Source organism: Cyclobacterium sediminis, from assembly GCF_054781075.1.
Genome location: NZ_BAAGVC010000017.1, coordinates 157,570 through 172,608 on the forward strand (window position 1 = coordinate 157,570; position 15,039 = coordinate 172,608).

Below are 15,039 nucleotides of genomic sequence, written 5' to 3' on the forward strand. Positions count from 1 at the left end.
TTATTTTGCGAATAACTCACCTAACCAAGTTTTATTAAATGTTTAATAAAACGAATACCTTAAAACCATCTTAGAACACCAATGTCTAAGATGGTTAAAAACAAACCCCTATATTTTATTTACCTTCATTGGATACTATTAAAGCATCCTGAATTTAAATAGGATGCATCAAGTAGAGGTATAAAAAAAAGGCCACTGAAACAGTGGCCTTCTATATTTATTAGAAAATTTCTAATGTCGTTATGCAGCATTTCTTGCGGCATTGATGATACCAAACATGGTCCTAAGGATCAGTTTTTGTAAAGCGGTATCTTCTTTTCCTTTATCCAAAATGGTCTGAATGGCATACTGCTGAATGGTGATCAACGGTAAAACAATTCTTTCCCTGATGGCTATGGACTGGTTACTTAGCGGACTGTCCTCCAGCAAATCAGTCATTCCTGCCACTGCAAGCACCTTTTCGTAAGATCTTTGGTACTCGCTGTGCATCAGGTCCCAGAATCCTCCAAACTGAGGATCGTCCTTAAGATAAGCGGTAGCCGGATAAAAAGATTTTGCCAGGGACTGCATGGAGTTGCCCAATAAAGATCGGAAAAACAACGAGTCTTTGTACAGTTGCTGCACCTCTCCCAGTCTACCTTGCTTCTCAAGCTCCTCTATGGCTTTACCTACACCAAAGAAACCGGGAATATTTTGCTTCATTTGCGCCCAGGCACCTACAAATGGTATGGCCCTAAGGTCTTCAAACTTCATGCTTCCTCCCTTGCTCCTTTTCACCGGTCTGGAACCAATATTGGTCATACCGAAGAATTTCAAAGGCGTTACTTTTTCCAGATAGGGAACAAATTGCTTGTGATTTTTAAGTTCCTTATACGCATTATAACTGATATCCGCCATCTCATCGATAAGCGATTTTTGTTTCTCAGTCAGGCTATTTTCACTGGAAGGATACAAGTGACTTTCCATGCCGGCACTAAGTAGCTGCTCCAGATTGTAAGAACAGCTTACCGGTTTACCATAGTTGGCACTAATGGTTTGTCCCTGAATGGTGATCTGAATCTCACGGTTTTCCACATTAGGACCAAGAGAAGCATAGAAGTTATGGGTATTTCCACCACCTCGAGCAGGAGGTCCCCCTCTGCCGTCAAAGAATATCACATCAATCCCCTCTTCTCTGGCAACTTTTGTAAGTTCTTCTTTGGCACGCAAAATGGACCAGTTGGCACGGATATAACCGCCGTCTTTGGTACCATCAGAAAAGCCCAACATGATGGATTGCTTGTTGCCACGCTTGCGCAGGTGATCCCTGTACACTTTATTGTTATAAAGCTTGGTCATCACCCCATGAGCTGCTGCCAAATCATCGATGGTTTCGAACAATGGTACAATATCAAGCGATAGGTCACCACCATCTGCCAACAACAATTTATTCATTTGATAAACCTCCAGCACATGCAGTACTGATTGGTTGTTGGAAATGATGTACCTGTGACAGCCCATTGGGCCGTTATTCTTTTGAATATAATTGATAGACTTGACACTTTCCAACATTTCTCTGTGAAAAGGTTCTTCAAGAGAACTGATCTCAGGCAATTTGTCTATCGAAAGGATTTTCTCAATTTTTGCTTCTTCATCACCTTTGTGGTAAGTTTCCAAAGCAGCTTTACCTTCACTTTTCTCTAATATTTCATCCCAAAGGGCATCGTGTTTTCTACTGTCTTGCCTTACATCCATGCTGGCAAAATGGAATCCAAAAACCCTTACTTTAAGGATAAACTCGTCCAATAATTCTAGAGACAGGCCTCCATGTTCTTCAATAATGCCCTTTCTGGCTTCATATAAAACGTCAAGCAGATCATCCTTAGAATTAAAAATATCTCCATCACCACCAAAAAGGGTATTGTAGATCCCTTTTTCTGCTTTGATCAGGTGACTCTCCACATTGTGGAAAGTGAGACGTCTTCGGACTTTACGAATGTCTCTATAGTAGCATTTCAGAATACTGTTCTGAAGTTTATCAGCTACTTTTTTGGTGATTTCATGTGTTACGAAAGGATTTCCGTCCCTATCACCTCCCGGCCAAAAGCCTACTTTCAGCAAATTGGGGTTTTCCCAATCGTGAAGGGGAATATTTAGCTGGTTGAGGACACGGATCATTATATCCGAAATACTTGGATAGAACACATATTCCAGAAACCAAGTAAGGCTGACTGCTTCCTCGTAGGGAGAAGGTTTCTCTTTATTAATAAAGGCTGTTTTGCCTAATTGACGAAGCAGAAGGTCTACATCTCCCAGGTCATTTTTCCGTATGGCTTGTTCTAGGTCAGTGATAATGGCCAGAACATTGCCGGGGTAAAACTGTGTAGGGTGTGCAGTTAAAGTTAATCGAACGGAAAAGTTTTTAAGCTTTTGTATAAGTTCGTCTTTTTTATGGTCGTTTTCTGCTCTCGCAATCAAGGCGGTCATGGTACCTTTGCCTTTGATATCGTTGAATTTTTCAAAGGAAGCATCTTCTATCGAATCAAATAATACCACTTGACGTTCGATATATTGTACCATTTTAAAGAGAAGGTCGTGCCTTTCTTCTTCAGATTTATCAGCCATCAATTCTTCAAAGAATTGGCGGATAATTTCCTTTGGCGTTTTATTTTTTTTAAACCCGTCTTGACATGCTTCAGACAAAATAGGTAACAAAGTACCTGTTCTGTAAATCTGGTCAAAAGGCAGGTCTAAAAATAGACTGTTATAAATCGTAAAACGCTTTGCGACTTCAGTCTCGTAGATGTTTGCCATGGTTGAAAAGGTTAGATTTAATCTTTGCAATATCTCAAAAATGCACATTTTTTTGCTTCAATGCATCAATTTTTTGTTATAATTTCTTATCGATATTACTCCTATATTATATTTTGCTTACTATCAGTACATTATTAATTCCATCAACTAACCGTTAATGGAAACGATTCGTTATCTCATGTCTAATCCTATAATTTTTTGTATTTTGGGCTTTCGTTAAACAAACTCATTAAATAATCGCTGATGTTGATTGCCGTAATTTCGGGATTTATTTTTGCTTTAGTAATTCCCATGATCATGGGTAAACTGAAGGGAAAATCCACTATTTGGGTTGCTTTACTGCCGTTTTCTATTTTTGGGTTTTTTCTTTCGAAACTCCCAATCCTATTGGCAGGAGATACCATAAAAGCCAGTTATCAATGGGTACCATCCATAGGAATCAACCTAGATTTCCACCTTGATGGCCTTTCCTTTCTTTTCGTGTTATTGATAAGCGGGATAGGCACCCTGGTCTTTGTTTATACTTCTTCCTATCTCAAAGGACACCCCTACCTCGATAGGTTTTATGCCTATCTTTCCATGTTTATGGCCTCCATGCTTGGCTTGGTACTTTCTGACAATATTTATGCCCTTTTTATTTTCTGGGAGCTAACCAGTATAAGTTCTTTCTTTTTAATTGGATTTAACAACGACAATCCCGATTCAAGAAAGTCAGCCATCACAGCTTTGGCCATCACCGGATTCGGTGGATTATTTTTGATGGCTGCCATGGTAGGCTTGGGACAAATCACCGGTACCTCACAAATTTCTGCTTTAATACCTCTTACCGACTCCATTCAATCTCATGAGCTCTATGGATGGGTTTTGGTGTTTTTATTTATTGCAGCTTTTACCAAGTCCGCTCAATTTCCGTTCCACTTTTGGTTGCCCGGCGCAATGAAAGCTCCAACACCTGTTTCAACCTACTTGCATTCAGCAACTATGGTAAAAGCAGGGATTTACTTGCTGGCCCGGTTTACCCCCGTCTTAGGAAACCATGAATGGTGGAACAGCACCTTGATCATTGTTGGGGCTATTACCATGACCTATGCTGCCATTCATGCATTGTTTAGGCTTGACCTCAAAGGAATTCTAGCCTACTCCACCATTTCTGCATTAGGTATTCTGGTTTTCTTAATTGGCCTTGGCACCAAAGATGCTTTACTGGCAGCTGCGGTATTTATACTGGTACACGCCTTGTATAAAGCCACACTATTTTTGGTAACCGGCATTATCGACCACGAGACAGGCACCCGAGACATCCGCCAGCTGGGTGGTTTAAATAAGGTAATGCTTCCCGTGGGAATTGCAGCCATCCTTGCCGCCATCTCCAATGCCGGTATCCCACCTTCCTTTGGATTTGTAGGGAAAGACTTGATTTATGAGGCGACCTTGGGCATGGGAGACATTGCCTGGCTCCTAACCGGTTTAGCCATCATTACCAATGCAGCCTTATTATTTGCCGGTTTTTTAGCCGGAATAAAACCTTTTGTAGGGAAACTACCGGAAAAATACCAAAAGCTTCACCTGCCTAGCCCAGCCATGTACCTTCCCCCAATGTTGCTAGGCATATTGGGTATTCTTTTCGGTCTGGCCCCGGGATTAATTGAAGGTGCCCTAATAAAGCCCGTCGTACAATCTATCACAGGAGGTACCCCGGATTTTCACTTAAAACTTTGGCATGGTTTCAACCTGATTTTGGTTCTAAGTGCCATCACCATTGGTTCAGGCATCGCCTTGTATTTCTTATTGAAACCCTCTGAAGGACTACTTGCCAAGGTAACAAGGTTTGAAAAGATTTCTCCCCATACAATTATCAACAAAATTGCCGATGCTTTTGTAAGCCTTAGTAGGATATGGACAAAGTTTTTCCAAAATGGATACCTAAGGTTCTACCTCATCACCATCCTGTCCTTTCTATGCATTTTGTTGGCTTATCGCTTCTTCTCAGGTGTAGAGTTATACTTGGATACATCCAAACTCTCCGATGTCACATTCTATGAGGCGGTGGTAGTCGTGATCATGGCCACTGCCATTTTCTTCACTGTATTTTCAAATTCCAGACTTACGGCTGTGGCCTCCCTTGGTGTAGTGGGCTACTCTTTCTGTATGATCTTTTTGTTTTATTCTGCACCTGACCTGGCCATGACCCAGTTTTCTATAGATACCCTCACGGTTATCCTATTTGTTTTGGTCTTGTATAATCTTCCGAGGTACTTGGTGTTGCCTGATAACAATGACAAAATCCGGGATGGCTTACTTGCTTTGGTGTTTGGTGGGCTTATCAGCGTATTGACCTTGGAGGTAATGAATGAGTCGGTAACCAAGGAAATCAGTGAATACTATGCAAAGAACGCTTATATTCTAGGCAAAGGTAAAAATGTGGTGAATGTTATCCTGGTCGATTTCAGAGGCTTTGATACCATTGTGGAAATCACTGTATTGGCCATTGCGGCCATCGGTGTATTTGGCCTTTTGAAACTTCATCTTAAAAGTACTGAAAAAGAATAATTATGAAAACCATCATATTTAAGACAGCATCGGCATACCTGCTTCCCTTGCTCTTGCTTTTTTCAATCTTCATCCTATTGCGTGGTCATTATTTACCGGGCGGAGGTTTTGTTGGGGGATTAATGGCTTCCATTGCTTTCGTAATTCATTCTTTTGCCAATGGAATCGATAAAACGAAAAACATCATGACCTTTCATCCGGGGTTTTTAATGCCTGTAGGTTTACTATTGGCCTTGGTATCCGGTACCTTGCCTTTGTTTTTCGGCGACACCTTTATGACAGGGTTATGGATGGAAAATGCGCTGCCTGTCATCGGTAAGGTAGGTTCTGCTTTATTTTTCGACACTGGTGTTTACCTGGTCGTTATAGGTGTTACCCTCACCATTATTTTCACCATATCAGAAGGATTATAATATGGAAATTTTATTGGTAATAATAATAGGGCTCTTGTATGCCGCAGGCATCTATATGATGCTGAGAAGAAGTTTGGTCAAGCTGATTATTGGTTTGATCTTGCTCGGCAATGGAGCCAATCTGTTAATATTTCTACTGGGGAAAATTGTCAAAGGACAGCCCCCAATTATTGCATCTTCAGAAAAGATGCTGGGAGAATTGTATGCAGACCCTGTACCGCAGGCATTAATCCTTACAGCCATAGTAATTAGTTTTGGATTACAGGCCTTCGCCATAATTTTGGTCAAAAGGGCTTATAAGGTGGTTAAAACAGATGATCTGGACGAAATGAACGCAACCGACGAAGACTTATGAACAACCCATACATTGTTTTACCGGTAATTTTCCAGCTTTTTATAGCCGTGTTATTGATGTTCTCCTGGAACAGCAAGAATATTCAAAAGCTAATTTCTGTAACCGGATCTCTAATCGCCCTTGTAATTAGCATTTTGCTTTTGGTAAAAGTAAATACCGAGGGCATTCAGGTCATGCAAGCAGGAGGTTGGGCTGCTCCTTTTGGGATCACCTTCGTCGCAGACACCTTCAGTTCTCTTTTGGTACTACTTACCGCAATTGCAGGCTTAGCTGTAAGTGTTTACTCCGTGGGAAGCATCCGAAATGCCCGGGTTAAATTTGGGTATTTCCCCATTTTCCACCTGCTAATCATGGGACTCAGTGGAGCATTCCTTACAGGAGATATCTTCAACCTGTATGTCTGGTTTGAAATCATCATCATATCTTCCTTTGTATTGCTCACCATTGGAGGAGAGAAAGCACAGATAGAAGGTGCCATCAAATATGTTACCATGAACTTATTGGCCTCGGTCATCTTTCTTACCGCCATTGCCATCCTTTACGGCTTGACCGGCAGTTTGAATATGGCTGACCTTTCCTTGAGAGTTGCTGAGATAGAAAACAGAGGTTTGGTAAATGTAACCGCCGTACTCTTTCTTGTAGGGTTTGGAATTAAATCAGCCGTTTTCCCATTGTATTTTTGGCTACCGGCCTCCTACCATACCCCTCCCCCGGCCATTTCAGCCATTTTTGGAGGACTACTTACCAAGGTAGGGGTTTATGCCTTGCTAAGGGTGTTTACTTTGATCTTTGTACCGGATGCTTTTCTCTCCACAGTCATCATGGTTTTGGCGATTTTTACCATTCTGTCAGGTGGAATAGGTGCGCTGATTCAAAACAACATGAGAAAAGTAATTAGCTACCTGATTATTTGCCACATTGGGTTTATGCTTGCAGGTTTGGGGGTTTATAGCAGTTTGGCCATTGCCGGAGCCATCTTTTACCTGGTGCATGACATTGTGGTGAAAACCAATCTTTTCATGGTCAGCGGATTGATATTTAAATTCAAAGGAACCTATTCCATGCGTTTGCTTGGCAGTTTTTATAAGGAACATCCGAAATTAAGTCTCTTGATGGCAATTCCACTCTTTAGCTTGGTAGGAATTCCTCCATTATCAGGCTTTTGGGGCAAGTTGCTTATCCTTCAAGGGGCCATTGAACAAACAAATATATTGGTGGTGGTTTTCGTAATACTGGGAAGTTTCCTTACCTTATTCATTATCGCACGCATGTGGTCTGAAGTCTTCTGGAAAGATGGCCCTGAGCTACCAGAGAAAAAGCATATCAAATATTTTAATGCCTTAAAACCTCTGAAAAGAAGGGCCATGATTGGATCCATACTCTTCCTTTCTTTAATTTCACTAGGAATTGGCTTTGGCGCTGAGTGGGTCATGCGATTGTCTATAAAAATCGGAGAAAATCTCATGGATCCCACACAATATATTCAAGCAGTTTTGGGCAATTAATTCGACAGAAAAATGATAAAAACCAGGTTTCTTAGTAACCTATTGCTTTCCTTTATTTGGCTGGCAGTAACAGGTGATTTCTCTTTTATAAATTTCGTGTTTGGCTTTACCTTGAGTTTCTTGTTGATGTGGCTTATTGCACAACGAGGAGAAGACAACAGGTATCTCTACCGAGGACCAAAAGTGATTGCCTTTATATTCTTTTTCTTGTCCGAACTGGTAAAAGCCAATTTGCAGGTGGCCTATGATGTTATAACTCCCAGTTATTTTATGAAACCGGGCATCATCAAAATCCCTCTTGATGCAAAAACAGATATGGAGATCACCTTATTGGCCAACCTTATTACCCTAACACCGGGAACCTTAAGTCTGGATGTGTCGGATGACCGGAAAGTACTCTATGTACATGCCATGTATGTCAAAAACAAAGAGCACTTTATTGCTGATATTAAAAATGGATTTGAACGTAAACTATTGGAGATTTTGAGATGAGCGTATACGACTTCCTATATTATATAATCCTTCCGGTACTGGCCATTTCTACCCTGTTGATATTTATCAGGTTTCTTATTGGCCCTTCCCTATCAGACAGGGTGGTAGCGCTTGACCTACTGCTTACTACCGGAATTGGCATCATTACCATTTACAGTATTTATACCAACCAACCGGCCTTTCTCGATATCGCCATGATTATGGCCTTGATTGCCTTCTTAGGTACTGTCGCATTTTCTTATTATTTAGATAAAAGAGAAAAAAATGAGTGATTTAATAATCATAATTCTAAGCTCCCTTGGGGCCCTATTTATATTACTTGCAGCAGTTGGGGTAATTCGAATGCCCGATCTTTACCTACGGATTTCTGTTACTACCAAAGCAGCCACACTGGGCATAGGTTTATTGCTGATTTCTGCTGCGGTTTATTTCAATGAAATTGGAATTACTTCCAGGGTTTTGGCAATAATTGTATTCATATTGCTAACGGCTCCTGTAGGTGCACATATGATAGGTAGGGCTTCCTATTTCTCCGGAGTAAAACTTTGGTCCAAATCTAAAGAAGACGATTTAAAAGGAAAATACCATCCCAAAACTCATGAATTGGCCAGCGGTATAAACAAAACCGATGAAAAAAATGAAAGTAAAAAATCTAATTAACGCCTGTTATCTAATGATCTTTATGGCTTGCGGTACAGCTTCAAATGACAATAAGACAGCAAATAAAACGAATGATGGGGCTACCTCTTCAGCTCATTTGTTTCTATTGGGGACCTATACCAAGTCTCCGGAACAAGGCATTCACCTGATGGCCTTTCATCCTGATGAAGGCAATATTCAAACCATCAGCACAGCAGCAGCCGTAGAAAACCCTTCCTTTGTTATTGCCAACGAAGCCCAAGATTTGGTCTATTCAGTGGAAGAAAACGGAGGTGAAGAAGGAGGTAAAATCACCGCATTCAGCCTTAAGGATGGGAAGTTAGCGAAGCTTAATTCGGTGAAAGCAGCCGCTAAATCACCCTGTTACATCACATTGGATCCAAGTGAATCTTTTGCCGTAACGGCCAATTATAGTTCCGGTGATTTTTCTGTAATCCCTATCGCAGAAAACGGGCAAGTAAAGCCTGTTACCCAAGTTATTGCCCACCAAGGAAGTAGCGTGATCACCAACAGACAAAAAGAACCCCATGTACATGCAGCTATTTTCCATCCCAATGATGGCAACCTATTCATTGCGGATCTTGGGACTGATGAAGTGGTAGTGTATGAATTTGACAGTAGCTTGGAAAAGCCCGTAAATACGGAACCTATTTTCAGGTTAAAAGTAGCTCCCGGTGCAGGTCCCAGGCATATGGTCTTTAACAGCACAGGAGATAAACTTTACCTAATTCATGAAATATCAGCAGAAATAGGGGTTTATTCCTATGAGCAAGGTGAGTTAAAGCATCAAGCTACCCACCCATTGACTGAAGAGGGATTTGAAGGCAAAGTTGGAGCTGCAGAAGTAAGACTTAGTCCTGACGGGAAATTCCTTTACGCATCTAACCGTGGTGAGGCCAATGAAATTATCGTTTTTAAAATCGAAGGGAATGGGGACTTAACCCATGTACAAACCGTATCTTCCATGGGAAAAGCTCCAAGAAATTTCAATATCACCAATGATGGGAAATACCTTTTGGCTGGAAACCAAGATTCAAATACCATCATTACTTTTGAAAGAGACCTTGAATCCGGTGAGCTGAAGCCAACAAATACCAAATTTGAGGTTCATAAACCCGTTTATATTAATTTCTTGCCTTAAATCAGGCAAACAAACAGGATATTTTCTTGAATCAATTCTTTTCTTTAATATTGGGCCGATTTTGAGAAGAACGATAAATCGTGAACACAGTAAATAAAAAAACATGGCAGCAACGAGCGAGCTGAAATACAAATCCTTGTTAAACAGGAGAGAGACAGAAAAAGCCATAGACCTCATCAAAACAAAATTCCCAAAGATGATGTCCGAAAAGTTAAACCTTTTCAAGGTGTCTTGCCCATTGATCATAATGGATGGAACAGGTATAAACGATGACCTAAGTGGTACCGAACGGCCTGTGAAATTTCCAATAAAAAATCAAGGGGATGCTCCCGGCGTTGTGGTGCAATCATTGGCAAAATGGAAAAGATGGCAATTGGCCGAGCTTGAAACCGAAGATGGTGAAGGCATAATTACTGACATGAGGGCATTAAGACCTGATGAAGACTACTCACCGCAGCATTCATTATATGTAGACCAGTGGGATTGGGAACAAAAAATCAATCTTTCCGAAAGAAATCTGGATTATCTCAAAGAGGTAGTGGAAAGCATCTATGGGATATATCAAGAAATGGAGAAAAGTGTGGTTTCTATTTTCCCTCAGATTAGCCCAATATTGCCGGAAAAAATTAAATTTATTCAGGCGGAGGATTTGCTGCAAGCTTTCCCCAATTTAAGCCCAAAAGAAAGAGAATATGAAGCCACAAAAGCACATGGCGCTGTATTTTTAATAGGTATTGGAGATAAATTAAGTAATGGGGAAAAGCATGATGACCGAGCACCGGACTATGACGACTGGAGTAGCTATAATTCCGAAGGCCATAAAGGGTTGAATGGAGACATTTTGGTTTGGAACCCTGTATTGGAAAACTCATTTGAACTTTCTTCCATGGGCATAAGAGTAGATGCCGAAACTTTGGCTCATCAGTTAAAAAATTCCGGTGAAGAAAAAAGAGCCGGTTTATTTTTCCACCAAAAGCTATTAAATGGGGAATTGCCTCAAAGTATAGGTGGTGGAATTGGTCAGTCCAGAACCTGTATGTTCTTGCTAAGAAAAAAGCACATTGGAGAGGTGCAATCGGGAATTTGGCCTGAAAATGAATTTCAAAAATGTAAGGAAGAGGGCATAGAATTAATGAGATAATAATCCAATTAAAGGGTTGAATCTTACTGTTTTTGGCCATTTCTTGGCCAATGCATTTTATGTAATCTTTTAATTCCTGAAAATATTTTTATACAAGAGTTTTTTTTGCCAAAAGATTCATTACCTTTACCTCAATAAATACAATCAATTAATTATATTATGAACACAGGAAAAGTAAAATTTTTTAATGAATCTAAAGGATTCGGTTTTATTATTGATGATGAATCATCAAAAGAGTATTTTGTGCATGTCTCTGGACTAATTGACGAAATCAGAGAAGACGATGATGTATCCTTTGATCTTAAAGAAGGAAGAAAAGGTCTGAATGCAGTGAATGTGAAGGTAGTAAACGCATAACATAACATTGACATCAGTAGTGAAAAGCAATCATCAAAGGTTGCTTTTTTTTGTGCCTATATTTTTTTTAAGACATTAATTTAGGGCAATCCCCCATAACTAAACTATTCCTATTAAAATAAAAAACTCCGAGCTTGCACTCGGAGTTTCTTAAACTAAGGCTCTGCCTAATATCGCTTGAATGCGTAAATTTTTAATCATCAATTACCATTTTACCCGATTGGATTTTACCTTTTATGGTCAGCCCGGCGGCATTGTCAATTAGTAAATCATCACTACTTGATTGATCCCCGATACTAAGCCTCCCACTCCCTACCCTGAAATCAAAATTATAATCCTTTAGGGAAGAATTGGTATTTACTTTCATATAACCGGATGAAGCAGACAGATTAGTTTCCGGCCCAAGCCCACAATCATTGGCCACTAACATGCCGGATGTCAAACTGATTTCACCTAATTCTGTGATCTTATTTAAATCCGCTTTTCCTGAACTCATACTTCCGGAAACAAGCCCATCAATATCGGTCAAAACAACCATGCCACTTGAGCCCCTAAACTTAACATTTCCTTTCATCCCTTCCAATGTTCCCATTCCTGAAGACAATTCTAAATTCAAGTCACCTTGGATATTCTCAAGCTCCAGTTTTCCTGAAGAGATTCTCACGTTTAAATTCGGAGAGCTAAGGTTCTCTGCTTCAATCTTTCCGGAACTTCCTTTAAGCACAATATCTTCATTTTCAACATTAAACACTTCCATGGTACCCGATGAAGTATGGATATCTAAAGCCATATCTGAAGGGCCTGAGATACTGATAAACCCTTTTATTTTAAAGGAGGAGAAAAAGGATCCAAAATCATCCCTAGGTTCAAAATCTACAAACAACTCCTCTCCAATTTTCTTTACCGTCACTCCTTCCATTTGTGCATCACTTGCTTCCACAAAAGCATTTAAAACCACTTCTTCAGCTTCATCCCTTCCGGTATAACTGATTTCAAGTGCTCCACCATTTACATTAACTTTAGTGATGCCATCATAAGTAGACTCAATATCACTAATGGTTTCCATGGATATCGGGTTACAAGAAATTTGTATTCCCGAGAACCCCACAAGGACAAACAAAAATAATAGGGGATATTTATGCATCGTTTTTATTTTTAAAGGCATCATTATTCGTTTTGAAATCATCACTTACAGCCAATAAGGAAAGTGTTTCATGGGCAATCTTAATGTTATACTCATAAGTCAAGCTTTTGTAATTGACCAAATCTACTATGGTTCCAATAAAACACAAGCCAACGGTAAGTAGGTATAAAATCCCCAGGCCAATTTGCCCTAGAATAAAACGATGCAATCCGGCAAAACCAAAAAAACCTATCAGTGTTAATATTAAAATCATTTGGCTATCCTTCCTTCTGGCACGATATACCTGAGCAAATAAACTTGCTTGCTCCTCATTCATGTCTTTCAATATTCCTTGGATATAGCCCAATTCCATTCCTTCCAGTTCCGGAAGGTGTCTCAATACATTTGCCATAATTTCTTATTTAAATTTAATTTTATTAATTCAATTATTCTTAATATTATTACTAAGAAAGCAAAGCCTCCCAATGGATGGTAGGCCCAAGATGTGGTGAAATCTCCATGCATTAAATAATGAATGGATCGACCAATACCACAGCCAGGGCACCAGGTGAACCCTAATAAATCAAGCGGACAAAGACTAAAGGAATGCGAAGTGTCTGCACCGGCAGTGTACAAACCTAAAAGAGCAATTGTCCATAAAATCAATTCCAGAATCCCTGAGTTGATTACTTTCATGTCTATCAATATACGAATAGAATGCCAGTTATAAAATAAAGCAATGGAGCGAATAGGAGCCTATTTAAGCAAAAGATGTGTTCGTTAAAAGTACAAATAACGTTCAATAACGGACAGAAAATATTGGAAGAATATCCCAAACGCAAGGAAAGCTTTAGTATCAGAGAAGTTTTGAATTAAAATAAAATTAATGATGAAAACGAATAGCTTTTTGTACATTAGAAAATCATAATTGAGATACTAAAGATTAAAAATTTAAAGATCGAGATAAATGATAAATAAGAGTAAAATGAGCAATCCCCACCTTTTCAGGTTTCCAAAATATTTAAAAACACTTTTATTCACTGCTTTTTTATTAAACAGTAGCTTGCTTATAGCTCAAGAAGACACCGATCTTTTTCTTCTTGAATGCAAGAAGAATTTGTTTGGTTTTACTATTTACCCCGAGACAGTAAAAAAAATATCAAAAGGAGATGGATATGATAACCAACCTTCTTTTATCAATAAAAGTCAACTGGTATTTACCTCTCAAGACCAGGCAGGTAATTTTGATGTAATCTTATATAATCTAGCTACGGATAAATACACCAATATGACAAGAACTCCCGAGCTAGATGAGTTCTCACCTAAGCTAACAAGTTGCGGTCAATTTATTTCCACTGTAAGGGTGGAAAAAGACAGCAGTCAGCGCATATGGTTATATCCGATAAATTTCGGGGAACCGGAGCTTTTGTACGATGACATCCAACCCGTAGGATATTATGGTTGGCATGGGGAAACAGCTGCCTTGTTTCTGGTAGGATCACCTAACCGATTGGTCTATCCTTACAGCAGAGAAGATATATTTGAGGTAGCAAAAAATCCGGGACGCTGCATAAGCCAAAGACCAGGTACAAATGAGATGGTGTATATAGACAAAAGCTCAAATATCGTATCTAATGGCAAAGAAACTTATGAATTAAAAGCTTTTGATGTAAAAAGCAGACAATCAAAATCCATAGGTATAGCATTAGCCGGCGCCGAAGACTTTGTATGGATTGACAAAAACAACCTTTTAATGGCTCGGGAAAATACCATCTATTTAAAAAACATTAGCAAAGGGACTGATTGGGAAGAAATGGCTACATTAACTATTCCGGACTACCATAACATTAGCAGAATTTCAATGAGCCCGGACAATAAAAAATTGGTCATCGCAATGGAACCGTCAAAATGAATGGGGAGTTTTAATGTTGGATGAAGCATATTAAAAACTGTTTCAATAAGCCTTTTAAATGAAATGCAAAACTGAAAATGATTTAGCCTATCCCAAAAGAATTACAAGCATCTACTGATACTTAAACAAAATAAACACTAGGTGTAGATTGTATCTACACCTTTCTATTTACTAAGAATATTTTTTGGATTACATCCACTTCAATTATAATTCTTGATTCGAATACGTCTGTATTTGGCCAGAATAGAGCACCCTATACGGATTAGTGGTTTGCTGAGTGATTATATAAGGTATATTTCAACACCTTGAAGCCTAGGTTAGGGCAGCGTTCTAAAAAAGTTAGGGGTTTAAGCAGGATTATTTACAAAAAAGGGCATAAAAAAAGACCCTTAGATTGCTCTAAGACTAAAAGAAGGCGGCGATCCCGATGAGGCGGAACAGGCACTACTCTCCCATGCGCCGTGGCGCACCAGTACCATCGGCGCTGCGGGGCTTATCCGCCGCGGCGGATCGGGATGGGAAGAGCGTAATGGAATAATGATTTATTTTTAACGGAAAGGCTTAAAACCAGACCCATTCCATAAATGCTATCTGTGC

General features: G+C 39.6%; 15 protein-coding genes. 11 read left to right on the top strand and 4 right to left on the bottom strand.

The genetic code is table 11. The features are described from left to right. Positions 1-240 precede the first annotated feature (240 nt). Positions 241-2,793: a phosphoenolpyruvate carboxylase family protein gene (locus ACYVHJ_RS15420; protein ID WP_460516290.1), complete on the bottom strand. Its 2,553-nt coding sequence runs from the start codon at positions 2,791-2,793 to the stop codon at positions 241-243. A 243-nt stretch (positions 2,794-3,036) separates the two neighbouring features. Between ACYVHJ_RS15420 and ACYVHJ_RS15425 the strand changes: the two genes are divergently transcribed. The 10 genes from ACYVHJ_RS15425 (at position 3,037) to ACYVHJ_RS15470 (ending at position 11,407) form a co-directional block, all read left to right on the top strand. After that, positions 3,037-5,343, top strand: a complete 2,307-nt coding sequence (locus tag ACYVHJ_RS15425) for a putative monovalent cation/H+ antiporter subunit A (protein WP_460516293.1) — start codon at positions 3,037-3,039, stop codon at positions 5,341-5,343. Positions 5,344-5,345: 2 nt separating this feature from the next. Beyond that, on the top strand, positions 5,346-5,756 hold the full coding sequence (locus tag ACYVHJ_RS15430) for a Na+/H+ antiporter subunit B (protein ID WP_460516296.1): 411 nt from the start codon (positions 5,346-5,348) through the stop codon (positions 5,754-5,756). A 1-nt stretch (position 5,757) separates the two neighbouring features. Continuing rightward, positions 5,758-6,111 carry a Na+/H+ antiporter subunit C gene (locus ACYVHJ_RS15435; RefSeq protein WP_014020896.1) on the top strand — a complete coding sequence of 118 codons (354 nt, stop codon included), beginning with the start codon at positions 5,758-5,760 and terminating at the stop codon, positions 6,109-6,111. Next, entirely contained in the window at positions 6,108-7,616 is a 1,509-nt protein-coding gene (locus ACYVHJ_RS15440) for a proton-conducting transporter membrane subunit (protein ID WP_460516300.1), read from the top strand. Before ACYVHJ_RS15435 ends, ACYVHJ_RS15440 begins: the two co-directional genes overlap by 4 nt. A gap of 12 nt (positions 7,617-7,628) precedes the next feature. After that, positions 7,629-8,108, top strand: a complete 480-nt coding sequence (locus ACYVHJ_RS15445) for a Na+/H+ antiporter subunit E (protein WP_339905088.1) — start codon at positions 7,629-7,631, stop codon at positions 8,106-8,108. Beyond that, a complete protein-coding gene (locus tag ACYVHJ_RS15450; protein ID WP_014020893.1) occupies positions 8,105-8,380 on the top strand; it encodes a cation:proton antiporter in 276 nt (91 codons plus the stop codon). The genes ACYVHJ_RS15445 and ACYVHJ_RS15450 overlap by 4 nt, the downstream gene beginning before the upstream one ends. Then, a complete protein-coding gene (mnhG, locus tag ACYVHJ_RS15455) occupies positions 8,373-8,768 on the top strand; it encodes a cation:proton antiporter (RefSeq protein WP_460516305.1) in 396 nt (131 codons plus the stop codon). Before ACYVHJ_RS15450 ends, mnhG begins: the two co-directional genes overlap by 8 nt. Beyond that, positions 8,746-9,909 carry a lactonase family protein gene (locus ACYVHJ_RS15460; RefSeq protein ID WP_460516308.1) on the top strand — a complete coding sequence of 388 codons (1,164 nt, stop codon included), beginning with the start codon at positions 8,746-8,748 and terminating at the stop codon, positions 9,907-9,909. Before mnhG ends, ACYVHJ_RS15460 begins: the two co-directional genes overlap by 23 nt. A gap of 103 nt (positions 9,910-10,012) precedes the next feature. Then, positions 10,013-11,050: an aspartate--ammonia ligase gene (gene asnA / locus ACYVHJ_RS15465; RefSeq protein WP_460516311.1), complete on the top strand. Its 1,038-nt coding sequence runs from the start codon at positions 10,013-10,015 to the stop codon at positions 11,048-11,050. Positions 11,051-11,209: 159 nt separating this feature from the next. Then, entirely contained in the window at positions 11,210-11,407 is a 198-nt protein-coding gene (locus ACYVHJ_RS15470) for a cold-shock protein (RefSeq protein WP_014020889.1), read from the top strand. A gap of 193 nt (positions 11,408-11,600) precedes the next feature. Here ACYVHJ_RS15470 and ACYVHJ_RS15475 read toward each other — a convergent pair whose 3' ends face one another. From ACYVHJ_RS15475 to ACYVHJ_RS15485, 3 genes are read right to left on the bottom strand one after another with little or no spacing between them, the layout of a single operon-like run. Continuing rightward, positions 11,601-12,551, bottom strand: coding sequence for a DUF4097 family beta strand repeat-containing protein (locus ACYVHJ_RS15475; protein ID WP_460516315.1), 951 nt, complete (start codon positions 12,549-12,551; stop codon positions 11,601-11,603). Continuing rightward, positions 12,544-12,942 carry a TM2 domain-containing protein gene (locus ACYVHJ_RS15480; RefSeq protein ID WP_339904007.1) on the bottom strand — a complete coding sequence of 133 codons (399 nt, stop codon included), beginning with the start codon at positions 12,940-12,942 and terminating at the stop codon, positions 12,544-12,546. Before ACYVHJ_RS15480 ends, ACYVHJ_RS15475 begins: the two co-directional genes overlap by 8 nt. Continuing rightward, on the bottom strand, positions 12,927-13,226 hold the full coding sequence (locus ACYVHJ_RS15485) for a DUF2752 domain-containing protein (protein ID WP_339904006.1): 300 nt from the start codon (positions 13,224-13,226) through the stop codon (positions 12,927-12,929). Before ACYVHJ_RS15485 ends, ACYVHJ_RS15480 begins: the two co-directional genes overlap by 16 nt. A gap of 289 nt (positions 13,227-13,515) precedes the next feature. Here ACYVHJ_RS15485 and ACYVHJ_RS15490 point away from each other — a divergent pair, with 289 nt between their 5' ends. After that, positions 13,516-14,442 carry a TolB-like translocation protein gene (locus ACYVHJ_RS15490; RefSeq protein ID WP_460516320.1) on the top strand — a complete coding sequence of 309 codons (927 nt, stop codon included), beginning with the start codon at positions 13,516-13,518 and terminating at the stop codon, positions 14,440-14,442. The last annotated feature ends 597 nt before the right edge of the window (positions 14,443-15,039 follow it).

What these genes read in the sequence shown, in the direction of transcription:
- ACYVHJ_RS15420 (WP_460516290.1), bottom strand. Translation starts at nt 2,793, where the DNA reads ATGGCAAACATCTACGAGACTGAAGTCGCAAAGCGTTTTACGATTTAT.
- ACYVHJ_RS15425 (WP_460516293.1), top strand. Translation starts at nt 3,037, where the DNA reads ATGTTGATTGCCGTAATTTCGGGATTTATTTTTGCTTTAGTAATTCCC.
- ACYVHJ_RS15430 (WP_460516296.1), top strand. Translation starts at nt 5,346, where the DNA reads ATGAAAACCATCATATTTAAGACAGCATCGGCATACCTGCTTCCCTTG.
- ACYVHJ_RS15435 (WP_014020896.1), top strand. Translation starts at nt 5,758, where the DNA reads ATGGAAATTTTATTGGTAATAATAATAGGGCTCTTGTATGCCGCAGGC.
- ACYVHJ_RS15440 (WP_460516300.1), top strand. Translation starts at nt 6,108, where the DNA reads ATGAACAACCCATACATTGTTTTACCGGTAATTTTCCAGCTTTTTATA.
- ACYVHJ_RS15445 (WP_339905088.1), top strand. Translation starts at nt 7,629, where the DNA reads ATGATAAAAACCAGGTTTCTTAGTAACCTATTGCTTTCCTTTATTTGG.
- ACYVHJ_RS15450 (WP_014020893.1), top strand. Translation starts at nt 8,105, where the DNA reads ATGAGCGTATACGACTTCCTATATTATATAATCCTTCCGGTACTGGCC.
- mnhG (WP_460516305.1), top strand. Translation starts at nt 8,373, where the DNA reads ATGAGTGATTTAATAATCATAATTCTAAGCTCCCTTGGGGCCCTATTT.
- ACYVHJ_RS15460 (WP_460516308.1), top strand. Translation starts at nt 8,746, where the DNA reads ATGAAAGTAAAAAATCTAATTAACGCCTGTTATCTAATGATCTTTATG.
- asnA (WP_460516311.1), top strand. Translation starts at nt 10,013, where the DNA reads ATGGCAGCAACGAGCGAGCTGAAATACAAATCCTTGTTAAACAGGAGA.
- ACYVHJ_RS15470 (WP_014020889.1), top strand. Translation starts at nt 11,210, where the DNA reads ATGAACACAGGAAAAGTAAAATTTTTTAATGAATCTAAAGGATTCGGT.
- ACYVHJ_RS15475 (WP_460516315.1), bottom strand. Translation starts at nt 12,551, where the DNA reads ATGCATAAATATCCCCTATTATTTTTGTTTGTCCTTGTGGGGTTCTCG.
- ACYVHJ_RS15480 (WP_339904007.1), bottom strand. Translation starts at nt 12,942, where the DNA reads ATGGCAAATGTATTGAGACACCTTCCGGAACTGGAAGGAATGGAATTG.
- ACYVHJ_RS15485 (WP_339904006.1), bottom strand. Translation starts at nt 13,226, where the DNA reads ATGAAAGTAATCAACTCAGGGATTCTGGAATTGATTTTATGGACAATT.
- ACYVHJ_RS15490 (WP_460516320.1), top strand. Translation starts at nt 13,516, where the DNA reads ATGAGCAATCCCCACCTTTTCAGGTTTCCAAAATATTTAAAAACACTT.